General features: G+C 73.2%; 20 protein-coding genes. 5 read left to right on the plus strand and 15 right to left on the minus strand.

Features of this window, described 5'->3' with window-relative positions:
• The 3 genes from ACWED2_RS26945 to ACWED2_RS26955 are packed head-to-tail and all read right to left on the minus strand — an operon-like array spanning position 1 to position 2,533.
• A complete protein-coding gene (locus tag ACWED2_RS26945; RefSeq protein ID WP_449693273.1) occupies positions 1 to 1,710 on the minus strand; it encodes a WXG100 family type VII secretion target in 1,710 nt (569 codons plus the stop codon).
• Positions 1,710 to 2,024 (minus strand): hypothetical protein, encoded by a 315-nt coding sequence (locus ACWED2_RS26950; RefSeq protein WP_449693274.1) that lies wholly within the window; start codon positions 2,022 to 2,024, stop codon positions 1,710 to 1,712. Before ACWED2_RS26950 ends, ACWED2_RS26945 begins: the two co-directional genes overlap by 1 nt.
• A complete protein-coding gene (locus tag ACWED2_RS26955) occupies positions 2,021 to 2,533 on the minus strand; it encodes a YbaB/EbfC family nucleoid-associated protein (RefSeq protein ID WP_449693275.1) in 513 nt (170 codons plus the stop codon). The genes ACWED2_RS26950 and ACWED2_RS26955 overlap by 4 nt, the downstream gene beginning before the upstream one ends.
• Positions 2,534 to 2,713: 180 nt before the next feature.
• On the opposite strand from ACWED2_RS26955, the gene ACWED2_RS26960 reads away from it, so the two are divergent.
• On the plus strand, positions 2,714 to 3,730 hold the full coding sequence (locus ACWED2_RS26960; RefSeq protein WP_449693276.1) for an aldo/keto reductase: 1,017 nt from the start codon (positions 2,714 to 2,716) through the stop codon (positions 3,728 to 3,730).
• A gap of 15 nt (positions 3,731 to 3,745) precedes the next feature.
• Here the strand turns inward: ACWED2_RS26960 and ACWED2_RS26965 are convergent, their stop codons facing one another.
• Both ACWED2_RS26965 and ACWED2_RS26970 read right to left on the minus strand, forming a co-directional pair.
• Positions 3,746 to 4,306 (minus strand): DinB family protein, encoded by a 561-nt coding sequence (locus tag ACWED2_RS26965; protein ID WP_449693277.1) that lies wholly within the window; start codon positions 4,304 to 4,306, stop codon positions 3,746 to 3,748.
• Between the two features lie 13 nt (positions 4,307 to 4,319).
• Positions 4,320 to 7,598 carry a glucodextranase DOMON-like domain-containing protein gene (locus ACWED2_RS26970; RefSeq protein ID WP_449693278.1) on the minus strand — a complete coding sequence of 1,093 codons (3,279 nt, stop codon included), beginning with the start codon at positions 7,596 to 7,598 and terminating at the stop codon, positions 4,320 to 4,322.
• Between the two features lie 123 nt (positions 7,599 to 7,721).
• Between ACWED2_RS26970 and ACWED2_RS26975 the strand changes: the two genes are divergently transcribed.
• Positions 7,722 to 8,132, plus strand: a complete 411-nt coding sequence (locus tag ACWED2_RS26975) for an ATP-binding protein (protein ID WP_449693279.1) — start codon at positions 7,722 to 7,724, stop codon at positions 8,130 to 8,132.
• Between the two features lie 3 nt (positions 8,133 to 8,135).
• Here ACWED2_RS26975 and ACWED2_RS26980 read toward each other — a convergent pair whose 3' ends face one another.
• From ACWED2_RS26980 to ACWED2_RS27005, 6 genes are all read right to left on the minus strand, one after another.
• Complete coding sequence (locus tag ACWED2_RS26980; protein ID WP_449693280.1) at positions 8,136 to 8,867, minus strand: ANTAR domain-containing protein; 732 nt, start codon at positions 8,865 to 8,867, stop codon at positions 8,136 to 8,138.
• Between the two features lie 253 nt (positions 8,868 to 9,120).
• On the minus strand, positions 9,121 to 9,423 hold the full coding sequence (locus tag ACWED2_RS26985) for an STAS domain-containing protein (protein ID WP_449693281.1): 303 nt from the start codon (positions 9,421 to 9,423) through the stop codon (positions 9,121 to 9,123).
• Complete coding sequence (locus ACWED2_RS26990) at positions 9,420 to 13,499, minus strand: SpoIIE family protein phosphatase (protein WP_449693282.1); 4,080 nt, start codon at positions 13,497 to 13,499, stop codon at positions 9,420 to 9,422. The genes ACWED2_RS26985 and ACWED2_RS26990 overlap by 4 nt, the downstream gene beginning before the upstream one ends.
• Positions 13,500 to 13,584: 85 nt before the next feature.
• Positions 13,585 to 14,004 carry an ATP-binding protein gene (locus tag ACWED2_RS26995; protein ID WP_449693283.1) on the minus strand — a complete coding sequence of 140 codons (420 nt, stop codon included), beginning with the start codon at positions 14,002 to 14,004 and terminating at the stop codon, positions 13,585 to 13,587.
• Positions 14,001 to 15,584 carry a PP2C family protein-serine/threonine phosphatase gene (locus tag ACWED2_RS27000; protein WP_449693284.1) on the minus strand — a complete coding sequence of 528 codons (1,584 nt, stop codon included), beginning with the start codon at positions 15,582 to 15,584 and terminating at the stop codon, positions 14,001 to 14,003. The genes ACWED2_RS26995 and ACWED2_RS27000 overlap by 4 nt, the downstream gene beginning before the upstream one ends.
• Positions 15,584 to 15,964, minus strand: a complete 381-nt coding sequence (locus ACWED2_RS27005; RefSeq protein ID WP_449693285.1) for an STAS domain-containing protein — start codon at positions 15,962 to 15,964, stop codon at positions 15,584 to 15,586. The genes ACWED2_RS27000 and ACWED2_RS27005 overlap by 1 nt, the downstream gene beginning before the upstream one ends.
• Positions 15,965 to 16,130: 166 nt before the next feature.
• Between ACWED2_RS27005 and ACWED2_RS27010 the strand changes: the two genes are divergently transcribed.
• Positions 16,131 to 16,514, plus strand: a complete 384-nt coding sequence (locus tag ACWED2_RS27010) for an STAS domain-containing protein (RefSeq protein WP_449693286.1) — start codon at positions 16,131 to 16,133, stop codon at positions 16,512 to 16,514.
• Positions 16,515 to 16,535: 21 nt separating this feature from the next.
• Here the strand turns inward: ACWED2_RS27010 and ACWED2_RS27015 are convergent, their stop codons facing one another.
• Positions 16,536 to 17,759, minus strand: coding sequence for a PP2C family protein-serine/threonine phosphatase (locus ACWED2_RS27015; protein WP_449693287.1), 1,224 nt, complete (start codon positions 17,757 to 17,759; stop codon positions 16,536 to 16,538).
• Between the two features lie 82 nt (positions 17,760 to 17,841).
• On the opposite strand from ACWED2_RS27015, the gene ACWED2_RS27020 reads away from it, so the two are divergent.
• The gene (locus ACWED2_RS27020) at positions 17,842 to 18,561 is read left to right on the plus strand and encodes a histidine phosphatase family protein (protein WP_449693288.1); all 720 of its coding nucleotides are present in this window, start codon (positions 17,842 to 17,844) and stop codon (positions 18,559 to 18,561) included.
• The gene (locus ACWED2_RS27025) at positions 18,539 to 19,402 is read left to right on the plus strand and encodes an NAD(P)H-hydrate dehydratase (RefSeq protein WP_449693289.1); all 864 of its coding nucleotides are present in this window, start codon (positions 18,539 to 18,541) and stop codon (positions 19,400 to 19,402) included. The genes ACWED2_RS27020 and ACWED2_RS27025 overlap by 23 nt, the downstream gene beginning before the upstream one ends.
• A gap of 3 nt (positions 19,403 to 19,405) precedes the next feature.
• Here the strand turns inward: ACWED2_RS27025 and ACWED2_RS27030 are convergent, their stop codons facing one another.
• From ACWED2_RS27030 to ACWED2_RS27040, 3 genes are read right to left on the minus strand one after another with little or no spacing between them, the layout of a single operon-like run.
• A complete protein-coding gene (locus ACWED2_RS27030; protein ID WP_449693290.1) occupies positions 19,406 to 20,125 on the minus strand; it encodes an SDR family oxidoreductase in 720 nt (239 codons plus the stop codon).
• The gene (locus ACWED2_RS27035) at positions 20,122 to 20,988 is read right to left on the minus strand and encodes an oxidoreductase (protein ID WP_449693291.1); all 867 of its coding nucleotides are present in this window, start codon (positions 20,986 to 20,988) and stop codon (positions 20,122 to 20,124) included. Before ACWED2_RS27035 ends, ACWED2_RS27030 begins: the two co-directional genes overlap by 4 nt.
• A gap of 41 nt (positions 20,989 to 21,029) precedes the next feature.
• The gene (locus ACWED2_RS27040; RefSeq protein ID WP_449693292.1) at positions 21,030 to 21,851 is read right to left on the minus strand and encodes a helix-turn-helix transcriptional regulator; all 822 of its coding nucleotides are present in this window, start codon (positions 21,849 to 21,851) and stop codon (positions 21,030 to 21,032) included.

Genomic DNA, 21,851 nt, shown 5'->3' on the forward strand with positions numbered 1-21,851 from the left:
CTAGCTCTTGTCCTCGTCGTTCCCGCCGGTGACGTTGCCGACGCTGGCGGGCACACCCTTGATCATGTCGACGATGGTCTTGCCGGCCAGGCCCGACTTGCCGAACCACGGGTCGGTCAGGACCTTGATGGCCGACTCGAACCGCTCGGCGCCTTCCTTGCCGAACACCTTGCCGAGCTCGTGCACGGAGAAGTTGCTGATCTTGTCGAACTTCTGCAGGGTCTCGGGCGTCACACCGTCTATTTTCGACAGCTTGTCCTTGATGACGGCGGTCATCTGATCGGTGAACGGCTTGTGCGGCTTGGGATCCGGGGTCGGAGCCGGGGTGGTGTCCGGCTTCGGCTCGGGGGTGGTGTCGGGCTTCGGTTCCGGGGGCGTCGAGGACGACGACGGCGCGGGCTCCGGCTTCGGTTCCGGAGTCGTGTCGGGCTTGGGTTCCGGGGTGGTCGAAGAGGACGACGGCGTGGTGTCCGGCTTCGGTTCCGGTTTGGGCTCGGGGGTGGTGTCGGGCTTGGGTTCCGGCTTCGGTTCCGGGGTCGCCGACGAGGATGAGGGTGCGGGTTCCGGCTTCGGTTCGGGCTTGGGCTCGGGGGTGGTGTCCGGCTTGGGTTCGGGCTTGGGCTCCGGGGTGGCCGAGGAAGATGACGGCGTGGTGTCGGGCTTGGGTTCCGGCTTCGGTTCCGGGGTCGTCGAGGAGGACGACGGTGCGGGCTCGGGCTTCGGTTCCGGTTTGGGCTCGGGGGTGGTGTCCGGCTTGGGCTCGGGCTTGGGCTCCGGGGTCGCCGAGGAAGACGACGGCGTGGTGTCCGGTTTGGGCTCGGGTTTCGGCTCAGGAGTCGCCGAGGAAGGCTTGGGTTCCGGTGTCGTGTCCGGCTTCGGGGCCGGTGTCGTGTCCGGCTTCGGGGTGGGCGTGGGGGTCAGGCTGCTCGTCGGGGGCTTGGCCGCCGCCAGGTCGTCGCCCGCCTTGCCCAGCTTCGTCAGCGCCTTGAGCAGTTCGCCGAGCTGCTTGGCCAGCTGGGCCAGCTTGGCGCCGATCTTGCCCAGTGCCGTCGCCACCGTGCCGATCGTCGTGCCGATGAAGATCGCGATCGAGGCCCCGAACGTCACCGGGGCCAGTGCCGCCGCGATCAGGGCGCCCTTGATGATCGTCGCCAGGAGCATCGCGATCAGGTCGCGGAGGATGCCGCGGAACGCGCCGACGATGCCGCCGGCGATCTTCATGTTCTTGCCGGCCTCGTCGAGGTAGCCGCCGAGGGAACCCAGCTGGGCGGTGACCGCGTCCATGTCCCGCTTGAACTGCTCCGCGGCCTGCCCGCTCCACTCGCCCATCAGCTTGTCGAGCGCCTGCTGGTGGCCGGTCGACCACTGCTCCAGCTTCTTCTTCTCCGCCGTGAGCGCTTCGCTGGCCGCCGCGATCCCGATCGGGTCGCCCATCAGCATGTCCAGCGGCCACCGCAGGATCGTGATGTGCTCGATGAGCCAGCCGATCCCGGCCGTCAGCAGGCTGCCGATCGGGTCCAGCACGAGACCGAGGGTCTCCAGCGCCATGCCCGCCGAGCCGATGCCGATCGCGACCTTGTCGTGCTCCTTGACGGCCTTGTCCAGGCCCGTCGCCGCCTCGAAGAAGCCCGCGCCCGCCGCCCGGTTGTCGCTGTTGAACAGTTCCGAACCGTGGAGGCTGACGTCCTTGCTCTTGTAGTCGTCGGCCACTATTGGAACCTCACGATCGAGTTCACGGCGTCTTCTTCGCCCGACTGGTAGCGCTTGGCCGCCTCGGTGACCTTGTCGGCGAAGTCGCCGACGGTCTTGGCGTAGTCCCCGAACTGGTGGCGCGCCTTGTCGGTCCAGGTGCTCGCGCCGGCGGCCATCAGCTGGCACGCCGGGTTGATGCCGAACATGCCCGGGTCGCAGACCATGCCGCCGACGAGGTCCGACGTGCTCTGCAGGTTCTTCTGCAGCTCGTCGAGGTGCCTGCCGAACTCCGCGAGTGGCTCCGAAGAGACGCGGAAGCCGCCGCCGGTCACCAGGGGTTCGATTCGTCGTCGAGGCGGTCGTCGGCCGCCGGGCGGCGCCGCGGCGCGGACGGCGGCGCGGGAGGAGCCGGACGACCGGGCGGAGCCGGCGCGGGCGGCGGGGTGGGCTCGGGTCGCTCCGGAGCCGCGAAGTCCCCGTCCGGCGGCGGGTCCGGCGGCAGGAAGGACCGGACCATGTCCGTCGATTCGCTGTCGCCGTTGATGGTGGCGAAGGAATCCGCGACGGCGCGGGCGGTCTGGCGCTGCGCGTCGCGCACCGCGCCCATGATCGCCGCGGTCAGCCGCGCCGGGCCCAGCTCGCACGCCCGGTGCCCGAGCTCGAGGTTGGTGAGCGCGCCGTTCGGGGCGAGCGTCACGGTGACCGAGCCGTCGCGGGTGCGGACCGTCGCCCCGGCCGCGGAAAGCGCCTCGTTCAGCGCCGCGGCCTTCGACTGCATCTCCCGGACCTGCCGTTCGAGCAGCAGCTGGAAGTCTTCACCTGGCCCCAGGTTCGGTTGCACGAATTCGCTCCTCGACGCACCGGCGCACCCGGCCGGATCCCATGAGCGGCCAGATTAGCGTATACCGGACATTCATCTGCCGATCGTCGCAGGTATGCCTGGTCGTCTCCTCGATGTTGCCCTCGAACACCTGCGGCGGGGTTTGACCCGGACCGCGCTCCGGGTTGCACGATCGGGGCCATGACCGAACTGGACGACTACCGGCCGCTGGGCCGTTCCGGGCTGCGCGTCTCCCCGCTGGCGCTGGGGGCGATGACCTTCGGCACCGGCTCCTTCTGCGCCGGCGACGACACCGCCCGCAAGATCTTCCGCACCTACGTCGAGCGCGGCGGCAACTTCGTCGACACCGCCGACAACTACAGCGCCGGCCGCAGCGAGGAGCTGGTCGGCGACTTCCTCCGCGACGTCGGCCGGGACGACGTCGTGCTCGCCACCAAGTATTCGGGGCCCGGCTTCCGGGACGGCGTCCCGCATTCGGACCCGCGTCGCCGCAGCAACGGCCGCAAGAACATGATCGCCTCGCTGGAGGCGTCGCTGCGGCGGCTGCGCGTCGACCACGTGGACCTGTACTGGCTGCACATCTGGGACGGCTTCACCCCGGCCGAAGAGGTGGTGGCGGCGTTCGGCGACCTGGTGCGCGCCGGGAAGATCCGCGCGGTCGGGCTCAGCGACGTTCCCGCGTGGTACGCGACGAAGGCCGCCATGCTCGGCGGGCCGCCGGTGACGGCGCTGCAGCTGGAGTACTCGCTGGTCGAGCGGGCGATCGAGGCGGAACACGTGCCACTGGCGCGCGAGTTCGGCATCGCGGTCCAGCCGTGGGGCGCGATCGGCGGCGGCTTCCTCACCGGCAAGTACACCCGCGACGGCGCGGGCACCGGACGGCTCGCCGGGCCGGCCGCGACGGCCTTCCGCGCGCTGCCCGAAGCCCGCTGGGCGATCCTGGACGCGGTCCGCGAGGTCGCGGCCGAAACCGGCGCCACCCCGGCCCAGGTGGCGCTTCGCTGGGTGACGAGCCGGCCGTCGATGCCGTCGCCGCTGATCGGCGCGCGGACGCCGGAGCAGCTCGCGGAAACGCTCGGCGCGCTCACCCTCGACGTGACCGACGCCCAGCTGGCCCGGCTGACCGAGGTGAGCGCGCCCGCATTGCCGTTCCCGCACGGCATTCTGGCCCGGCTCAACGCGGGGCTGCCGCGCTGACGTCCACTGTGGACGTCAGCGCGCCGCCTCGGCGGCCCGCTGGACCTCCGCGCGCCGGGCCGCCCAGAACTCCGCGTCGTGCCGGCCGTCGGTGGCGAGCGAGCCGTCGAGCTGTTCCCGCAGGATGTCCGCGTGCCCGGCGTGCCGGTTCGTCTCGGTGAGCACGTGGACCAGGATGTTGAACAGCAGCACGTCCGGGCGCGGCCACCAGGGCACGTGCCCCGGTGCGTCGACGGCGAGCCCGGTGATCGTCGCGTCGGAATGGGCCCACACCCGCCGGTAGCGGTCGACGATCTCCTCGCGTGACTCGTGCTCGGTCGCCCACATGTCCGTGCCGCGCGCGGCGAGGTCGTCCCACCGGGGCATCGGCTCGGGGAACGGCCGCCCGAAGATGTCGCCGAAGTACCACGCTTCGGTCTTGGTCAGGTGCTTGACGAGACCGAGCAGGTTCGTGCCGGTCGCGGTCAGGGGACGGCGGATGTCGTACTCGCCGAGCCCGTCGAGCTTGCCGACCATCTCTTCGCGGATCTCGCGCAGGTCGCCGTGCAGGTAGTTCTTCGCGAATTCGTCGATCATGGCGTCCAGCTTGTCAGCCCACGGGCACCCCGCGCACCGAAACCGGCCCGGCGGTCGGGTCCAGCTCGGTCTTCTGGTCCACGCCGGACGGCGTCAGCACGTCGAACGCCTTCGGGGCGGTGGCCGGGTCCGCCGCGCAGATCGGCGCCGTCCCGCCCGCCGGGCACAGGCCGAACGTGTACTGGCCCGCTGTCGGCGTGAACGGCCGGGCCTGGTCGGGGGAGTTGCCGTCCTGCCCGGTGAGCACCACGGCGAACGTCCAGCCCGGCCCCGGTGTCCCGAAGGCCGCCTTCGCCACGCTCACCGTGATGTACCGCGTTGCCTGCGAAGCCTGCACGGACGGCGTGGCCGGCGAAGCACCCGAAGCGTCGACGAGCGCCGGATCCGCGAAGCCCTGGACCTCGATGCGGCGGCTCCACGCGTCCTGCGCCGCGATCGTGTACGCCCGGCTGGGGAACGGCGCCGCGGTCGAGGTCGTCGCCGCGGCCGGGTCGTGGCCGTAGATCGTCAGCAGCTGGGCGCCCAGCGGCGAGCCGAACGTCGGCGACAGGTCGCGGATCTGCGCCCGGAACACCAGGGTGGTGCCGGAATCGATGACCTGGAACCGCTGCAGGTCGAACGCGCCGGCGTGGAAGTCGCCCGCCGTCGGGTACGTGTACGTGCCCGGGCCGTTGTCGTCGCCGTCCGGATCGGTGGTGTCCAGCAGGACCGTGCCCGTGACGAAGTCCGAGCTGATCGTCTTCTGCGCGTAGCCCGTTCCCGAGCCCACCGAGTTCACAGTGGTCGCCGTGACGACGTTCGCGCCCAGCGGGGTCGGCACGGTGGCGCGGAACGTCCCCGCCGCGGAAGCCCGGGTCGACAGCACGGTCGTCGTGCCCGCGTCGGTGGCGGAAACGGCGAGGTCGACGCGGCTGCCCGCGGGGGCGGTGCCGGAGACCTCGGCGGTCGCGGTGGACACCGAGGCGGGCGCGTCCAGCGTCACCGCGAGGGCCGCGGGCGGCGCGTGCGAGACGTACCGCGAGCGGACCTCGGCGGGCTGCTCGGGCAGCCGGCCGTCGTCGAGGGCCCTGGCCAGCCGCACCGACTGTGACTGGGCCCAGCTCAGCGGCGCCACCGAACCGACGGACTGCCCGGGCGTGAAGCCGATCGACGCCGTCCGCGGGTCCGTGCCGTAGGGCGACGCGGGCAGCGCCGGGTTCTCCCAGATCTGCTCGGGGATCAGGCCGGTGCCGCCGGTCTGGTCCCGCATCGCGCGCAGCAGCGCCGCCGCGCCGGCCCGGTCGCCGGTCTGCACGGCCTGTTCGGCGCGTTCGCCGGCGAGCACCGGCCACAGGTGCCCGGATCCGGTGTTCGTCGACGGCCAAGGTGCGCCCGTCGGGCCGCAGTTCGTCGGGTCGGGCTCGTAGCAGTCGCCGTAGCCGTCCTCGCTGCCCGCCGCCGACGTGCCGTAGCGGTACCAGCCCGGCCCGGCCGGGGTGTCCCGCTTGATCACGCGGTCGACGACGCCGAGCGACGCGGTGACGTCCGGGTCGTTCGCGGGCAGCACGCCCAGGCGGGTCAGCTCGAGGAACCCGGCGTCGACGACCGCGCGCTGGTCGGCGTCGACCGAGCCGTTGCCCAGGTTGTAGAACCACTCCGAGTCCGGGTCGCCGTTCTTGGTCAGCCGCAGGAAGTACCGGCCGCCGTAGGGCCCGTTCTGCGTCACCGTCCAGCCTTTGATGCTGCGCTGGAAGTGGTCGGCGGTGGCGCGGTAGACGTTCGCGCGCGCACTGTCGCCGTTGCGGTCGGCGATCACTCCGGCGGCGACGAGCCCGGCGATCTCCGCGGCGATCGTGGAGGGGGAGTAGCCGCCCTGCTCTTCCCAGCGCTCCGAGCCGAACGCCGGCCCGTGCGCGACGACGAAGTCGGCGGCGGCGCGGATGTGGTCGGTGTAGAGCGTGCGGTCCCGGTCGAGCCCGGCCTGCAGCGCCATGAGGATCGGGTACGCGCTCTCGTCGAGTTGATCACCACCCGAGTCCGGCGCCTTCTTGCCGTTGAGCATGGAATTGCGCGGGAAGCGGCCGTCCGGCTGCTGCTGGCGCGTGAACAGCCAGCGGACGCTCGCCCGCGCTGTCTCGCGATCACCGGCGGACAGGAGGCCGGAGAAGCTTTCGTAGAGGTCGCGGGCGAAGATTTCGCGGTAGGAGCCGAAGTAGACCGGCTTGCCGCCGGGCGCGTCGCCCGCCGACACCGCCTGGCCCCACGGGCTGCCGAGCGAGGCGACCACCGCGCCCGGGAACGTCTTGTCCTCGCTGGCCTTCAGCACGTTGACGGACTGGTAGTACGCGTCGGAATCCCTGCCGCGCACCGGGATCAGGCCATTGTCGTAGTCCCGCCATTCGCGCGCGTACTGCCGGTAGCTCTGCTCGAACGGCGTGCGCACGCTCGCGCCGGCCGTGGCGACGGCGGCCCGGGCGTCCGCGCCGAAGCCGAGCGCCAGCACGGCCGGGCGGCGCGGCTGCAGGTCCAGCTGCGCGGTCTGGACGACGTTGCCGTTCACGGCCGAGGGCGTGGTGTCGGTGAGCCGGTGGTCGCGGTCCAGCTGGGCCAGCCCGTCGCCCGCGGTGCTGGCGAACCCGCTGGACGTGCTGAGGAACCGGCGGTCGGCACGCAGCGCGGCGGCCAGCGGGGTGCCGTAGTCGCGGGCCGGCGCGCTGGACACCGTGTTGGTGTCGGCGCTGACCAGCGCGGACGTCGCCGCGTCGACGGTCGCGGTGTCGCCGCCGCCGTTGGCCGGGCCGCCCCCGCCGTTGCCGTTGACGCTTGCGTCGAACCGCACGTACACCTTCAGGTCGCGCCCGGAGTCCCGCAGCGGCTCCAGCCGGGTCCGGATGAGCACGCCGGTCCGGGCCGGGTCGGCCAGGTATTCGGTGACCAGCCGGTACCGCCCGCTGCGCGGGGTCGACGTCACCTCGCAGGCCATCCCGCCCGCGCTCGTGCGGACCGTGTAGGTCATGTCCCGGGCCTGCAGGTCGGTGAAGGTGCGCCCGTCGGTGACGGCGAACTGCAGCGTCTCGACGTTCGTGTTGTCGATCACCGGTGCGTAGACGTCGGAGAGCACGCCGCCGGCCACGGTGAACCACGCCTTGCTCGTCGTGTTCCGCGCGGTGCCCAGGCAGTCCTTGCGGGCCAGGCCGAAGTGCGAGACGGCGCCCGGTCCCGGCGCCGCGGCGGCTGCGGTCGCACTCGGGGCGGGCAGCAGGGTCGCGGCCAGCACCGCGCACAGCACCACGGACGACGTCGACCGAATCATCCGCCCATCCGATCACGGCGGCCCGGGGGCGCACCAGCCCCGAACTGTGCCCGGAGGGCTTTACCGGTGATTGAGAATCCGAACCCGTGGGTAGCAAACCTGATGTCCCCCGAGGAGGTGAACGTGGAAGAGCTGGGATCGGACGGATGGCGGTACCGCGGCACGATTTCGCCACGGACCCTGCCGAGCCTGCGCCGGCACCTGGTGTCCTGGTTGCGGCGGCGGGCCGGCGACGAGATCGGGCGGCAGGCCGACGACGTCGTGCTGGCCTGCTGGGAAGCGATGGCCAACGTGCTCGGCCACGCCTACCACGGGCGCCCGGGCCTGATCGACGTCCGCGCGAGGATCGACCAGGACGTGCTGATCGTCACCGTCGCCGACCAGGGCCGCTGGACGACCCTGGAAGAGCGCGCGGACGGCGGCCGCGGGCTGCGCCTGATCCAGGCCCTGGTGGACGGGCTGGACCTGCGCTCGACCGACGGCGGCACGGTGATCACGCTGACCTGGCCCTTCCCGGCCCGCCACCCGGCCTGAGTCTCAGCGCGGCTCCGCCGAGGACAGCTCTTCGACGAACCGGGCCGCGATGTCCCGCAGCTTCACGTTGGTCCGCTGCGACTCCGTGACCAGTCGCTTCATCGCGTCCTCGGCGCTGATCCGGTGCACGGCCATCAGGATGCCCTTGGCCTGTTCGATCACCGCCCGCGAGCGCATCGCCGCCTCGAGTTCGACGGCCCGCTGCCGGGCCCGGTGGTAGCGCCGCGTGGTACGCAGCCCGAACGACACCACCGTGGTGTACAGCTGCAGCAGCCGCGAGTCCGTCTCCGCGAAGCCGTGGTTGCCGTAGCCGAAGAGGTTGAGCGCCCCGGACAGGTGTTCGTCGACGCGCAGTGGTGCGGCGAGGTAGCTGCCGACACCGAGGTCCAGGGCCCGCGCGGTGAACTCGGGCCACGCCGCCCCGGCCGTGGCCAGCGGCACCCGGACGATCTCGCCGGTCTCCGCGGCCGCCAGGCAGGGGCCGGCGCCGGCCGCGTACTGGGCCCGGTCGATCTCGACGGCCTGCGCGTCGGTGGAGGCGGCGGTCGTCGCCTCGCCGTCCCGGATCGCCGTGATGCTGGCCATGTCGGCGCCGGGGATGGCCCGGACGGCTTCGGCGCAGACGGCGTCGAGGATCTCCGCCTCGGCGGGTTCGGTCTCCAGTGCGCCCGTGAGGTCCGCCATCGCGGCCGTCAGCTCGTCGAGGTGCTCGGGCAGGATCGGCTCACCGGTCATTCGGTCATCTCCGTCCCGGACGCTGCGGTTCGTGCCGGACCGCTGGTGCTTCAACGGAACGGCAAAACCTTACTCGCGTCCGGAGCGCCTTCCGCAACATCGGGATGCCGGGAGGGGCGGTGGCTCCGGCCCGGCGCTCACTGCTGAACGCCGGGGGTTGGGCGCCGAGGCCACCTCGCGACGGACGGCAGCACAACCCACCCGACGTGCCGTCGCTGGGGCCCGCTTACCCGGTGGAACGGCGTTCAACCGTTCAGCGGATGACGACCTTCGCCACTCGGGTGAGCCCGGACACCCGCAGTACCCGGTCGAGCAGCCGCGGCGCGATCAGCCGCAGCTCGTGGTCGGCGGCCCGGTCGAACAGCACGGCGACCCCGGCGCTGTCGAGGTAGGTCACCCCGGTGAGGTCCACCGTGACGCCCGGGCCCGCGGCCAGCTCGCGATCCAGCGCCGTGCCGAATTCCGCGGCGTTGCTCATGTCGATCTCACCCGTCACGGTCAGGACCCGGTCCCCGTCGTCGCCCGGGCCGCCGTCCAGCGTGAGTGCCGTCGTCACGAACCGATCCTCCATTCCAGCGTGACGGTGGTCCCGGTCGCGTCGTGCCGGAAGGCGACCGTGTCGGCCAGTGCTTCCATCATCGGCACGCCGCGCCCGCGCAGCACGTGGTTGTCCGGCGGCGGCTGCTTCCAGCGGCCCCGGTCGGTCACCGTGACGACCAGGTGCGCACCGGTGAGCCGGGCGGTGAGGTGCGCGGTCGCCCCGGTGCCGTCGCGGTAGGCGTGCTCGACGGCGTTGGCGCAGGCCTCGCCCGCCGCGACGAGCACGTCCTGGGCGAGGTCCGGGTCGAGGGCCGCGTTCTCCAGCCAGGCGCGCAGCCAGCGGCGGGTCGAGGCGAGGTGGTCCGGGTGCGCCGCGAACTCGAAGTCCAGCGCGGGCACCGACCGGCGGTAGAGCAGCAGTGCGACGTCGTCCTCGTAGCCGTCGGCCGGGCGGAGCACGTCCATCAGGGTCGTCGCCAGCTCGCCGAGCTCCGCGTCCCGCGTGTCGTGGGCGACCTTGGTGGCCCGGTCCACGCCGTCGTCGAGGGACTCGCGGCGGCGCTCGACCAGCCCGTCGGTGTAGAGCATCAGCAGCGAGCCGATCGGCACGACCGCCGTCGCCTCCGGACGCGGGGCCGCGACGCGGACGGCCAGCGGCACGCTGCCGCCGTCGTCCAGCAGCTCCGCGGTGCCGTCGCGGTGCACCAGGGTGGCGGGCGGGTGCCCGGCGCTGCTGTAGGTGAGCGTGCCGGTGGCCGGGTCGAGGATCCCGCAGAAGACGGTGGTGCACAGCGCCCCGGGCAGCCGCCAGGCGAAGCGGTCGAGCGCGGCCAGCGTGTGCGCCGGGCTGCTGGCTTCCAGCAGCAGCGCGCGGCAGGCGCTGCGCAGCTGCCCCATCACCGCGGCCGCGGCCAGTCCGCGGCCGACGCAGTCGCCGACGACGATGCCGATCCGGTCGCCGGGCAGCGCGATGACGTCGTACCAGTCGCCGCCGACCTCCAGGGGCGGGTTCGCCGGCTCGTAGCGCACCGCGAAGCCGTCGGGCAGCCGGGCCGGGCCCAGGATCGAGCGCTGCAGCGCCAGTGCCACCTCCCGCTGCCGGTCGTCGCGGTGGGCGCGGCGCAGGGCGTGCGCGAGCGTCCCGGCCAGCAGCGCCAGCAGTGTGCGGTCCTCGGTGCCGAGCGGCCGGCCCGGCGCGGGGTCGACCCAGAGCGTCAGCCGGCCGCCGGGGTGGTCGACGGTGGTGCCCGCACCGCTTTCGGCCGGGGCCGCGTGCAACGCCGGGAGCGAGCGGAGGTCGTCGAGCGTGGCGCGCAGCGGCCCGGCGAGGTCGGCCCAGCTCCGGTCGGCGGGACGGGTGGACGCGAGCTCCGGCTCGCCGTCCCGCGGCCAGGTCACCGCGAGCGCGCGCTCGGCGTCCCACAGCTCGCGCAGCAGCTCCAGCCCGGCGCTCAGCACCGCCGGGACCCCGCTGATCCCGGCGAGGCGCTGGTTCATCGCGGCGAGCGCGCTTTCGCGCTGCACGGCGTAGCGCTCGGCCGTGACGTCGCGGACCGTGCCGACCACCCGGCGGCGGCCCTCGTCGTCGTGCAGCTGGTTGTAGGCGATCGCAGCCCACACCCGGTGCCCGTCTTCGTGCCGCATCGGCAGCACCAGGCTGCCGGAGGGCTCGCCCCACGCGCGCTCGGACGCTTCGGCGACCTGGCGGTGGGCGACGGGGTCGGCCTCGGCGTCCGGCCACCAGGGGAACGGCGGGGCGTAGGGCAACCCGGCGGTGCCGAAGCCCAGCAGCTCGCTGAACGCCGCGTTGATCTCGACGACCCGCCCCTCGGCGTCGCAGACGAAGAAGCCTTCCTGCAGCGACTCGATCATCGCCGCGCGCCACCGGGCGTGCTGCGTGCGCAGCCTCGCCAGCTGGACCGTCGTGCGGACGCGGGCGAGCAGCTCCCGTGCCGAGAACGGCTTCACGAGGTAGTCGTCGGCCCCGGCGGCCAGCCCGTCGACGGCAGCTTCCTGCCCGGCCCGCGCCGACAGCAGCAACACGGGCACCGCGGCGGTGCGCGGGTCGTCGCGCAGCTCGGCGAGCAGGCCGAGGCCGTCCAGCCGCGGCATCATGACGTCGCTGATGATCAGCTCGGGCGGTTCGGCACAGGCGGCGGCGAACGCCTCGACGCCGTCGCGCACCGCGGTCACCGCGTAGTCGTCGCGCAGCAGCCGGACGAGGTAGTCGCGCATGTCGGCGTTGTCGTCGGCGACCAGCACGCGGGCGCCGGTGGCCGCGGCGGGCTCGGGCTCGGCGGAGGAGTCGCCGTCCGGCAGCCAGCGCAGGGCTTCCTGCACGTACGGCTCCGCGGCCTGGGCGGTGAGTTCGCCGGTCGTGGGCTCGGCGGTGACGTGCTCGGCGGGCAGGTGCCGGGTGCCCAGCGGCACCTGCACCCGGAAGGTCGTCCCGGCGCCCGGGGTGCTCTCCACGGTGACGCGGCCGCCGTGCATGCCGACGAGCTCGCGCACCAGCGCCAGGCCGATGCCGCTGCCCTCGTTCGAGCGCGCCCGGGCCGACGGGATCCGGTGGAACCGCTCGAACAGGCGCGGCAGCTCGGCGGCGTCGATCCCGATCCCGGTGTCGGACACGGCGACGACGGCGTGCCCGGCCGCCACGGTGCTCGTCACCCGGATCTCGCCGTCGAAGGTGAACTTGACCGCGTTGGACAGCAGGTTGAAGACGACCTTCTCCCACATCCCGCGATCGATGTGCACGGGCTCGGCCGACGGGCGGCAGTCGACCTCGAAGGCCAGCCCGGCCCGCTCGACGGCGGCGCGGAAGACACTCGCCAGCTCGGCGGTGAACGTCCCGAGGTCCACTGGTTCGAAGCGCGCCTGCATCCGGCCGGCTTCGATCCGGGAGAAGTCGAGCAGGTTGTTCACCAACCGCCCCAGCCGCAGCGCGTTGCGCTGGATGACGTCGATCTCTTCGCGCACCCGCTCGTCGGCGCCTTCGAGGGCTTCCCGCAGTTCGGCGGCGGGGCCCAGGATCAGCGTGAGCGGGGTCCGGAACTCGTGGCTGATGTTGGCGAAGAAGGTGGTCTTCGCCGCGTCCAGCGCGGCCAGCTCCTCGGCGCGCTGCTGCTGGGCCTGGTAGGCGATCGCGCCGTTGACCAGCGCCGTCGTCTGCTGGGCGACCAGCCCGAGGAACGTCCGGTAGGACTCGTCGAGCGCGCGCCCGGCGCTCGCCGCCAGCACGATCACGCCGGTCGCGGCGTCCCCGGCGTCGCCGGGCAGCGGCAGCACCATCGCCTCGGCGGGCGGGGTGGACCAGCCGCCGGCGGGCAGCTCGCCGAACGCGCCGTCGGACACCGTCCGCGGGACCCCGTCGGCGAGGACCTCCTCGAGCGGCCAGGCTGCCGCGTCACCCGCGTCCTCGCCGCCGGCGGTGACGGCCGCGAGCGTGAGTTTCCCGTCGTCCTCCCGGATGTGGACCGCGGCGTACGGCACGTCGGCACCGGCCCGGCCCAGCACGTCCGCGACCAGCTCGCAGGCTTCCCCGACACTGCGGGCGCGGCCGGCCTGGGCGCTCAGCTCGCGCAACGTCGCCAGCCGCCGGGCGCCGATCACCCGCTCGGTCGTGTCCGAGACCGCGGTGAACACCGCCCGCACGCCACCTTCGTCGTCGTGCACCGGGCTGTAGGAATATGTCCAGTAGGTCTCTTCCCAGTAGCCGTGCCGGTTCATCGGCAGCAGCAGGTCCTCCGACCAGGTGGCCTCGCCGGTGGTCATCACGCTGTCCAGCATCGGGCCGATGATGTGCCAGATCTCGGCCCAGACCTCCGCGCCCGGTTTGTCCAGCGCCGGGTGCTTGGTGCCCAGCAGCGGCAGGTACGCGTCGTTGTAGAGGAACCGCAGCTCCGGCCCCCACCAGACGATCATCGGGAAACGGGAGGTGAGGCAGATCCGGACCGCCGTGGTCAGGCTGGCCGGCCAGGTCCGGGGTTCGCCGAGCGGGGACGACGCCCAGTCGAAGTCCCGCATCCGGGCGGCCATCCGGCTGGTCCCGGGAAACACGGCACGGTGGCCGGCCTCTTTCCCGACGCTCATCACACTCCAGGTTCACGCGGCCCCGGCCGAGCCTACTCGACCGGCCACCGCCCTGCCGGGTGCGCGAACCGCCGCGTCCCGGTGATCAGCCGCCGGTCAGCCAGGTCATGGTCACGGTGGTGCCGTCCTCGCGGTGGATCTGCGCGCTGTGGTCGGCGAGGGTGTCGATGAGCAGCAGGCCGCGGCCCCGCAGCCCGTTCGAGGGGGCCGGCGGGCGCCAGGTGCCGTAGTCGGTGACCGTCACGGTCAGCCGTCCCGGCATCGCTTCGGCCCGGACGTCGACCGGGCCCGCCTTCCCGGCGGGGTAGGCGTGCTCGGCCGAGTTGGCCATCGCCTCGTAGCCGGCGAGGACGATGTCCTCCCGCCGTTCGAGGCTCAGCGGCAGCGTGGCCAGCCACCGGGCCAGTGCTTCCCGCAGGTCCGGCAGCCGTTCGGCGATCGCGGCCGCACGCAGGTGGAACGTGTCCGGGGGAGCGGGCGCTCCCGGTGGGAGGGGGTCCGTCATGGGGTGTCCTCTCCGCGGTGGCGCACGTGGATCACGGCGATGTCGTCGTCGTGCCGTCCGCGCGTCAGTTCGTCGACGAGCTTGTCCCACGCCGTTTCGAGGTCGGCCGCGGCCAGCAGCCCCGGGATACCCGCCAGCAGCCATTCGACGCCCAGGGTGAGGTCGCGGGTGCGGCTCTCGACCAGCCCGTCGGTGTAGAGCACCAGGTCCGCGCCGACCGGGAAGCCGGCGGTGCGCTGCGGGAACACCGAGCCGACGCCGAGCGGCTGAGCCAGCGCCTCGCCGATCTGCTCGGGCGGCTCGCCCGGACGGATCAGGATCGCCGGCAGGTGGCCGGCGTTCGCGTAGGCGAGCGTGCCGTCGGCGGCCCGGTGGACCGCGTAGAAGCAGGTCACGAAGCTTTCGCCGAACAGCCCGGCGGTCAGCTCGGAGACGTTGCGCAGGACCTCCGACGGCGGCAGCTCCAGCAGGGCGTAGCTGCGGATGGCCGTCCGGACCTGGCCCATCACCGTCGCGGCGGTGACGCCGTGGCCGACGACGTCGCCGATGACGAACGCGGTGGCCCCGGACGGCAGCCGGATCACGTCGAACCAGTCGCCGCCGACCTTGCTGCCCCTGGCCGCGGGCAGGTACCGGGTGAACACGTCGAGGCCCGGCGTGGGCGGGGCGACCGGCAGCATGCTCCGGGACAGCTCGGAGGCGAGGGTGCGCTCGCGTTCGTAGAGCCGGGCGTTGTCCAGGGCGATGGCTGTGTAGGCGGCGATGCCCTCGGCCAGGTACTCGTGCCGCGCGGTGAACCGGTCCGGCTCGGGGTGGCCGAAGAAGAACCCGCCCAGCACCTCCCCGGAGGTCGGGCTGACCACCGGGACGGCCAGGTAGCTGCACACCGGCAGGTGCCCCGCCGGCATCCCGTGGTGCGGCGCGTTCTTGCCGAACCGCGGGTCCTTCGTGATGTCGGGGCTGCGGACGGTGCCGTCGCCGTCGAAGGTCGGCGCGAACACGTCGGTGTTGCGCGGCATGGGGAACCGGGCGAACGCCTCCCGGGGCACCCCTGAGATCGTGTACAGCGTGTACGACTCGCCGAGCTCGTCGACCAGGTTGTAGAAGAACGCGCCGAAGCCGGCTCCGGTCGCCTTCGTGGCCGCGTCGGTCGCGTCCTGCACGATCCGGTCGATGTCGAGCTGCGCGGTCAGCTCCCGGCCGGTGGAGTGCAGCGCGTCCAGGACCGCGGCTTCGCCCCGCAGCCGCCGGACGGTGGCGGCCAGGCCGGCGGTGGCGGCTTCGATCGCGGCGGCGACCGCCGGAGGGCCGTCGCCGACGTCGTCAGTGGTATAGACCAATGCGCCGCACTCGCCGCCGTCGGCCGTGACCGCGAGCGCGTGCGTGATCTCCTTGCCCGGCACCAGCTCCGCGAGAACCGTGCGATCGGTCACCGCCCGCGCGACGTGGTCGCCGAGCACCGCGCGCACCTCGGCCGGGCCGAGGGGGCGGACGTCGGTGGCCGCCGGACCGCCGTCGCCGCCGACGAAGGCGCTGCGCACCGCGTCGAGGACCGCGTCGAACTCCGGGCGGGACGTCATCAGGGAGCCAGCGCTTCGGACAGCGACGGGTAGATGGCGAACTCGTCGACCAGCCGGGTGAGTTCCAGCGGACGCAGGGTGATCCGGCCGGCGGCGACCACCCGCAGCGGCGCCGAAGCGGCAGGCCCGCGGTGCGCCCGGACGAGTTCGGCCATGCCCGCCGAAGCCAGGAACGTGACCTCGGTGAGGTCGATCACGAGCACCGACGGCCGCAGGCGCGCCGCGCGTTCGGCCAATTGGCGCAACTTGGGGGCGAGCGCGAGGTCGAGCGCGCCTTCGACGTGCAGCACCGCCACGCCGTCGCGGTGCTCCAGCGCGATCGATCCTGCGGAACTGGCGGCGTCGTCGAGTGAGTCCCCCGTCACGTCCCGTTCGCCCATGGCGCCCATCTTGCCTGTTCGGAGGCCCGACCGGAAGCGCAAGGGGTGCTGACACGGCGGCGCGTCGCCCGGGCAGGCATGATTGACAGCGGTTGAGCAGACAGCCTTCGAAAATGCGCACGCCTGCCGGTGTCCCGGCGGCGTTGCCGAAGGCGAGGAGAATCACATGACCGAGCACACCCACCTTGACGGCTCGGCCACCGCTGTGCCGTTCGGGGAGTTCCGGATCGCCCGGACGGAGCAGGAGGAAGCGGTCGTCGTCGAGGTCGCCGGAGACGTGGACACGACGACCGCACCCGCGCTCGTGCAGGCGGCCGACGAAGCGCTGGCGGAGCGGCCGCCGGTGCTGGTGGTCGACCTGACCCGCGTCGAGTTCCTCGCCTCGCCGGGCCTGACCGCGTTGCTGACCATCCACCGCAACGCCGGAACCGGCACCGCGGTCCGGATCGTCGCGTCCGGGCGGGCCACCCTGCGCCCGATCCAGCTGACCGGGCTCGAGGAGAGCCTTTCGCTCTTCCCGACCCGCGAAGCGGCGCTCGCCGGGTCCTGACCCGGACCGTCCCGGCCGCGTTCAGCTGCCGGCCGGGACGGCACAGCGCCGGATGGCCAGCACGGCGACGTCGTCCTGGGCCGCCCGGTTGCCGATCATCGTCGCCATCACCTGCGCGCAGACCCGCTCGGGATCCCCGGCGTGCACGGCCTCCGCCAGCTGCGTCATCCCGACGTCCACGGGCCGGTCCCGGCGCTCCACCAGGCCGTCGGTGTAGAGCACGAGCACGGCGTCTTCCGGCAGGTCGAGCACCGTCGTCCGGCGTTCCGGCACGCCGATGGTCAGCCCGATCGGGGGATCGGGCGGCGAGTCCACCAGCCGGGCCGGCGCACCGGGCACGGCGAGCACCGGCGGCAGGTGGCCGGCGAGGGACAACGTCAGCGTCTCGCGGTCCGAGCCGATGATCCCGTAGGCCACCGTGGCCATCGCCCCGTGTTCGAAGTGGTTGGCCTTGCGGTCGAGCTTGGCGAGCACCTCGGCGGGGCTTTCGGAGTCGAGGGCGTAGGCGCGCAAGGCGCTGCGGAGCCGCCCCATGATCACGGCCGCGTCGAGGCCGTGGCCGGAGACGTCGCCCATCACGACGCCGAGCCGGTCACCCGGCAGTGTGAACAGGTCGTACCAATCGCCGCCGATCCCGGTTTCCGCGCCGGGCACGTACCGGGCGCCGAAGGTCAGGCCGGGCACCTCGGGCAGGCTGGCGGGCAGCAGGCTGCGCTGCAGCGCCATGGTGGCGGTGCGGTTCTCCTCCAGCGCCTCCACCTGGACCGCCATCGCGAGGCGGTCGGCGACCAGCTGCATGGTGGCCACTGCGGACTCGCCGAACTCCCGGGGGGCGACGGAACCGACGTGCAGCACGCCGACGAGTTCACTCCCGGCGATCATCGGCACGCCGAGCATGGAGTGCAGCCCGCGTTCCCACAGCAGGGAGTTCACGACCGTGGTTTCGTCGACGTGGTCGAGGATGACGGGCGCTCGTTCGAGCGCGACCCGGCCGGCGAACCCGCTGCCCACCGGCACCCGCACGCCCTGGTGGACCTCTTCTTCGATGCCCGCCGCCGCGAAGGCCACCAGCTGGCGGCCGCTGGGCTGGTAGCGGAGCACGGTCGCGGTGTCGACCGCCATGACCTCGCGCAGGCGCTGGAGCGTCTCGGCGAGCATCTCGGCCAGCCCGAGGTGCGCGGCGGGGGCTCCGATGATCGCCTCCAGCTGCTGCAGCCGGTTCTGGGCGTCGAGACTTCGCGACATGGGACGACCCTAGCCGCAAGTCCTTTGCGCGCCTAACCATCCCGGGTTTCGACGGCGGGTCTCCCGGGGTAACCAGACCGTCGTGAACGTCGACTTGGACTGGGTGGGCGTGCTGCGGCACGGCCAGAGCACCGGGAACGTGGCCAGGGAAGAGGCGGAGTCGGCCGGCGCGGATGTGATCGACATCGCCGAGCGCGACGCCGACGTGCCGCTCACGGACCTGGGGCGGGAACAGGCTTCCGCGGCGGGGAAGTTCCTCGCGGAGCACCCGCCGGACGTCGTCGTCACGTCGACCTACCGCCGGGCCTGGGACACCGCCCGGCTGGCCGCGCCCGACGGCGTGCCGATCGTCCCGGACGAACGGCTGCGCGACCGCGAGCTCGGCGTGCTGGACCTGCTGACCTCGCACGGCGTCCGCGAGCGGTGGCCCGACGAACTGCGGCGCAAGCGGCGGCTGGGCAAGTTCTACTACCGGCCGCCGGGCGGGGAATCGTGGGCGGACGTCGTGCTGCGCCTGCGATCCCTGCTCACCGAGCTGAGTGTGGAGCACGCCGGAAAGCGCGTTCTGCTGGCCGCCCACGAAATGACCGTCTTCGCGCTGCGGTACCTGCTCGAAGGCCTGCCCGAACCCGATCTGCTGCGCGCCGCGAACGCCACCGAAGTCCCGAACGGCTCGGTGACGGCCTGGGAACGCGACTCCGACGGCGGGTTCACCATGGTGCTGGCCCAGGAGGTCGGCCACCTGCACGCCACCGACACCCCGCCGACGGCGGACGACGATGCCGCGCAGCAGCTCTCCTGACCCCGCGCCGATCAGCCCGGCCCTGCTGCGGGACTGGCGGATCGGCGCGGAGGACCGCGGCACGGTGCTCGTCGTCGGCGGCGCCCGGACCGTGCCGGGAGCACCGGCGCTGTCCGGGACCGCCGCCCTGCGCGCCGGGGCCGGCACGCTGCAGCTGGCGGTCGCCGAACGGCACGCGAGCGCGATCGGCGTCTCGGTGCCCGAGTCGTCGGTGTTCGGGCTCCCGGAAACCGAGTCCGGTGCGGTCGCCGCCGACGACCGGCTCGCCGAAGTCCTGTCCGGTGCGGGCACGGTGGTGATCGGCCCCGGCCTGACCGGCGTTTCGGAGACCGAAGAGCTGCTGCGGCGCCTGGTGCCCGCCATCGCCCCGGACGCGCGGGTGGTGCTCGACGCGTTCGCGCTCGGCGCGCTGAGCCGGGACCCCGCGCTCGCGGAGCCGTTGGCGGGCCGGCTCCTGCTCACCCCGAACCGGGTCGAAGCCGCGTTCCTCGACGGCTGCGAGGAAAAGGACGTCGACGACCTGGAGACGGCGGTGCGGATCGCCGGCCGCTACGGCGGCGTGGTGCTGCTGATGGGCGTGGTCGCCACGCCGGAGGGCCGGGTCTGGCGCGACGGCAGCGGCCACGTCGGCCTGGCGACCTCGGGCAGCGGCGACGTCCTGGCCGGCCTGACCGGCGGCTTCCTCGCCCGCGGCGCGGCGGCCGACCAGGCGGCCTGCTGGGCGACGCACGTCCACGCCGTGGCCGGCCAGCGCCTGATCCCGGACACCGGCAGCACCGGTCTGCTGGCCCGGGAGCTGGTGGCGGAGATCCCGCGGGTCATCGCCGAGCTGGAACGCTGAGCGTCACCGCTGGGCGGTGGGCCGGACGATGATCTCGTTGACGTCGACGCCCGCCGGCCGGCCGATCGCGTAGGCGACCGCTCCGGCGATGGCGTCCGCCGGGAGGGTCACCGCGCGGTAGGCGCGCATCGCCTCCTGCGCACCCGGCTCGGTGATCGTGTCCGCCAGCTCGGACTCGGTGACGCCGGGGGAGATCGTCGTCACGCGGATGCCCGGGCCGGCCTCCAGGCGCAGGCCCTCGGTGATCGCCCGGGCCGCGTACTTGGTGCCGCAGTAGACCGCGGCCGTCGGCACCACCTCGTGCGCGCCGGTGGAGGCGATCGTCACGAAGTGGCCGTCGCCCTGCCGCTGGAAGTGCGGCAGGGCGGCCGCGATCCCGTGCAGGAGACCGCGGACGTTGACGTCGATCATCCGGTCCCACTCGTCGACGTGCAGGGAGTCCAACCGCGACAGCGGCATCACCCCGGCGTTGGCGACGAAGACGTCGAGCCGGCCATGAGCCTCGACCGCGGCTGCGGCGAACGCGGCGACGTCCGCGCGGTCGGTGACGTCGAGGCGGTGGACGTCGGCGGTGCCGCCCGCGTCGTGGATTTCCTTGGCCAGCGCGGTCAGCCGGTCTTCGCGCCGGGCGCCGAGCACGACGTGGTGGCCTTCGCCGGCCAGGCGCAGCGCGGTGGCGCGGCCGATGCCGCTGCCGGCTCCGGTGATGAGGACGGTCTTCACAGGGTTCCTTCCGGGAAGTCGGCGCCGAGCGTGGTCTCGCGCCAGGTGTCGAAGGTGGTGCGGAGGGTGCCGAGCCGGGCGGTGGCGATGTCGTAGGCGGCCCGGCCGAGGAGCAGGCGCAACGGCGGTTCGTCGCTGCCGACGGCGGTGAGGATCGCTTCGGCCGCGCGGGCCGGGTCGCCCGGCTGCCGGCCGTACGTCGCGAGGGTCGCCTCCCGCCGGGCGCCCGCGGTCTCGGCGTAGTCGTCGATGCGGACCGCCGACTGCCGCATCGAGGGGCCCGACCAGCCGGTGCGGAACGCGGCGGGCTCCACGATGGTCACCTTGATGCCCAGCGGCGCCACTTCGGCGGCCAGGGACTCCGACAAGCCCTCCACGGCGAACTTCGTCGCGTGGTAGTAGCCGGTGGCCCCGAAGGCCGCGAGGCCGCCGAGGGACGACACGGTGACGATGTGGCCGCTGCGGCGCGCCCGCATGCCCGGCAGGACCGCGCGGGTGACGTCGGCGAGGCCGAAGACGTTGGTGTCGAACAGTTTCCGGATCTCGTCGTCCTCGCCTTCCTCGACCGCGGCGAGGTAGCCGTAGCCGGCGTTGCCGACCAGGACGTCGATCCGGCCGAACACCGTCTCCGCTTGCTTCACTGCGGCGACGACCTGGGTGTGGTCGGTGACGTCGAGGGGCAGGACCAGCGCCCGGTCGCCGTGCTCTGCGGCGAAGTCGGCGACCTTCGCCGGATCGCGGGCGGTGACGACTGCGCGCATCCCGCGGTCGAGCACGGCTTCGGCCAGGGCGCGGCCGAGGCCGCTGGAGCAGCCGGTGATGAACCAGACGGTATTTTCGGAAACGGCAGGGTTTTCGGGCACGACGAATTACTCCGTCCATTGTGGAAGGGGGGGGAAAGTGTTCAGGAAGCGGCGAGACTGCCCAGCAGCGCCAGCGCCGCTTCCGACGGGCTGCCCGGCTCGGCCTGGTAGACGATCAGCTGCTGCCCCGGGGCGCTGTTGACGGTCAGCGCCTCGTAGCTCAGTTCCAGCTCGCCGACCAGCCGGTGCCGGAACCGCTTGGTTTCGTGGGTCTTCTGCCGGATGTCGTGGCGGGCCCACAGCCGGCGGAAGTCCGCGCTCTTGACCGACAGCTCGCCGACGGTGTCGATGAGCTGCGGGTCGTCCGGGTCGATCCCGGCGGCCGCCCGCAGGCCGCCGACCGTGTTGACCGCGACGCGCTCCCACTCCGGGTAGAACTCGCGCGCGTCCGGGTCGAGGAACACCAGGCGGACCAGGTCACCGCTGTGGGTGTGCCCGGCGAACAGCGCCTCGCCCAGCGCGTTGTGCGCGAGCACGTCGAGACAGCGGCCGAGCACGAGTGCGGGCGTGTCCGGCCAGCCGTCCATCAGGCGCAGCAGGTTCGGGCTGACCCGTTCCCGCCGCCGGGCGCGCCGGCGCCGGACCGGCTCCGGCCGGGCCAGCCGGTGCAGGTGGGCCGAGGCATCCTCGTCGAGCGCCAGGCCACGGGCGAGCGCGTCGACGACCTGCGCCGACGGGTTCCGCTCCCGGCCCTGCTCGAGCCGGACGTAGTAGTCGGTGCTGACGCCGGCCAGCAGCGCCACCTCCTCGCGGCGCAGGCCCGCCACCCGGCGCGACCCGCCCGGAGGCAGGCCGAGCTCCTCCGGGCCCACCTGTTCGCGGCGGGCGCGGAGGAACTCTCCGAGTGCGTTCTCCTTGGCCAC

This window comes from Amycolatopsis sp. NPDC005003 (genome assembly GCF_053600695.1).

Coding starts and splice junctions, on each gene's coding strand:
- ACWED2_RS26960 (WP_449693276.1), top strand. CDS start 2,714: ATGACCGAACTGGACGACTACCGGCCGCTGGGCCGTTCCGGGCTGCGC.
- ACWED2_RS26965 (WP_449693277.1), bottom strand. CDS start 4,306: ATGATCGACGAATTCGCGAAGAACTACCTGCACGGCGACCTGCGCGAG.
- ACWED2_RS26970 (WP_449693278.1), bottom strand. CDS start 7,598: ATGATTCGGTCGACGTCGTCCGTGGTGCTGTGCGCGGTGCTGGCCGCG.
- ACWED2_RS26980 (WP_449693280.1), bottom strand. CDS start 8,867: ATGACCGGTGAGCCGATCCTGCCCGAGCACCTCGACGAGCTGACGGCC.
- ACWED2_RS26990 (WP_449693282.1), bottom strand. CDS start 13,499: ATGAGCGTCGGGAAAGAGGCCGGCCACCGTGCCGTGTTTCCCGGGACC.
- ACWED2_RS26995 (WP_449693283.1), bottom strand. CDS start 14,004: ATGACGGACCCCCTCCCACCGGGAGCGCCCGCTCCCCCGGACACGTTC.
- ACWED2_RS27000 (WP_449693284.1), bottom strand. CDS start 15,584: ATGACGTCCCGCCCGGAGTTCGACGCGGTCCTCGACGCGGTGCGCAGC.
- ACWED2_RS27005 (WP_449693285.1), bottom strand. CDS start 15,964: ATGGGCGAACGGGACGTGACGGGGGACTCACTCGACGACGCCGCCAGT.
- ACWED2_RS27010 (WP_449693286.1), top strand. CDS start 16,131: ATGACCGAGCACACCCACCTTGACGGCTCGGCCACCGCTGTGCCGTTC.
- ACWED2_RS27015 (WP_449693287.1), bottom strand. CDS start 17,759: ATGTCGCGAAGTCTCGACGCCCAGAACCGGCTGCAGCAGCTGGAGGCG.
- ACWED2_RS27025 (WP_449693289.1), top strand. CDS start 18,539: ATGCCGCGCAGCAGCTCTCCTGACCCCGCGCCGATCAGCCCGGCCCTG.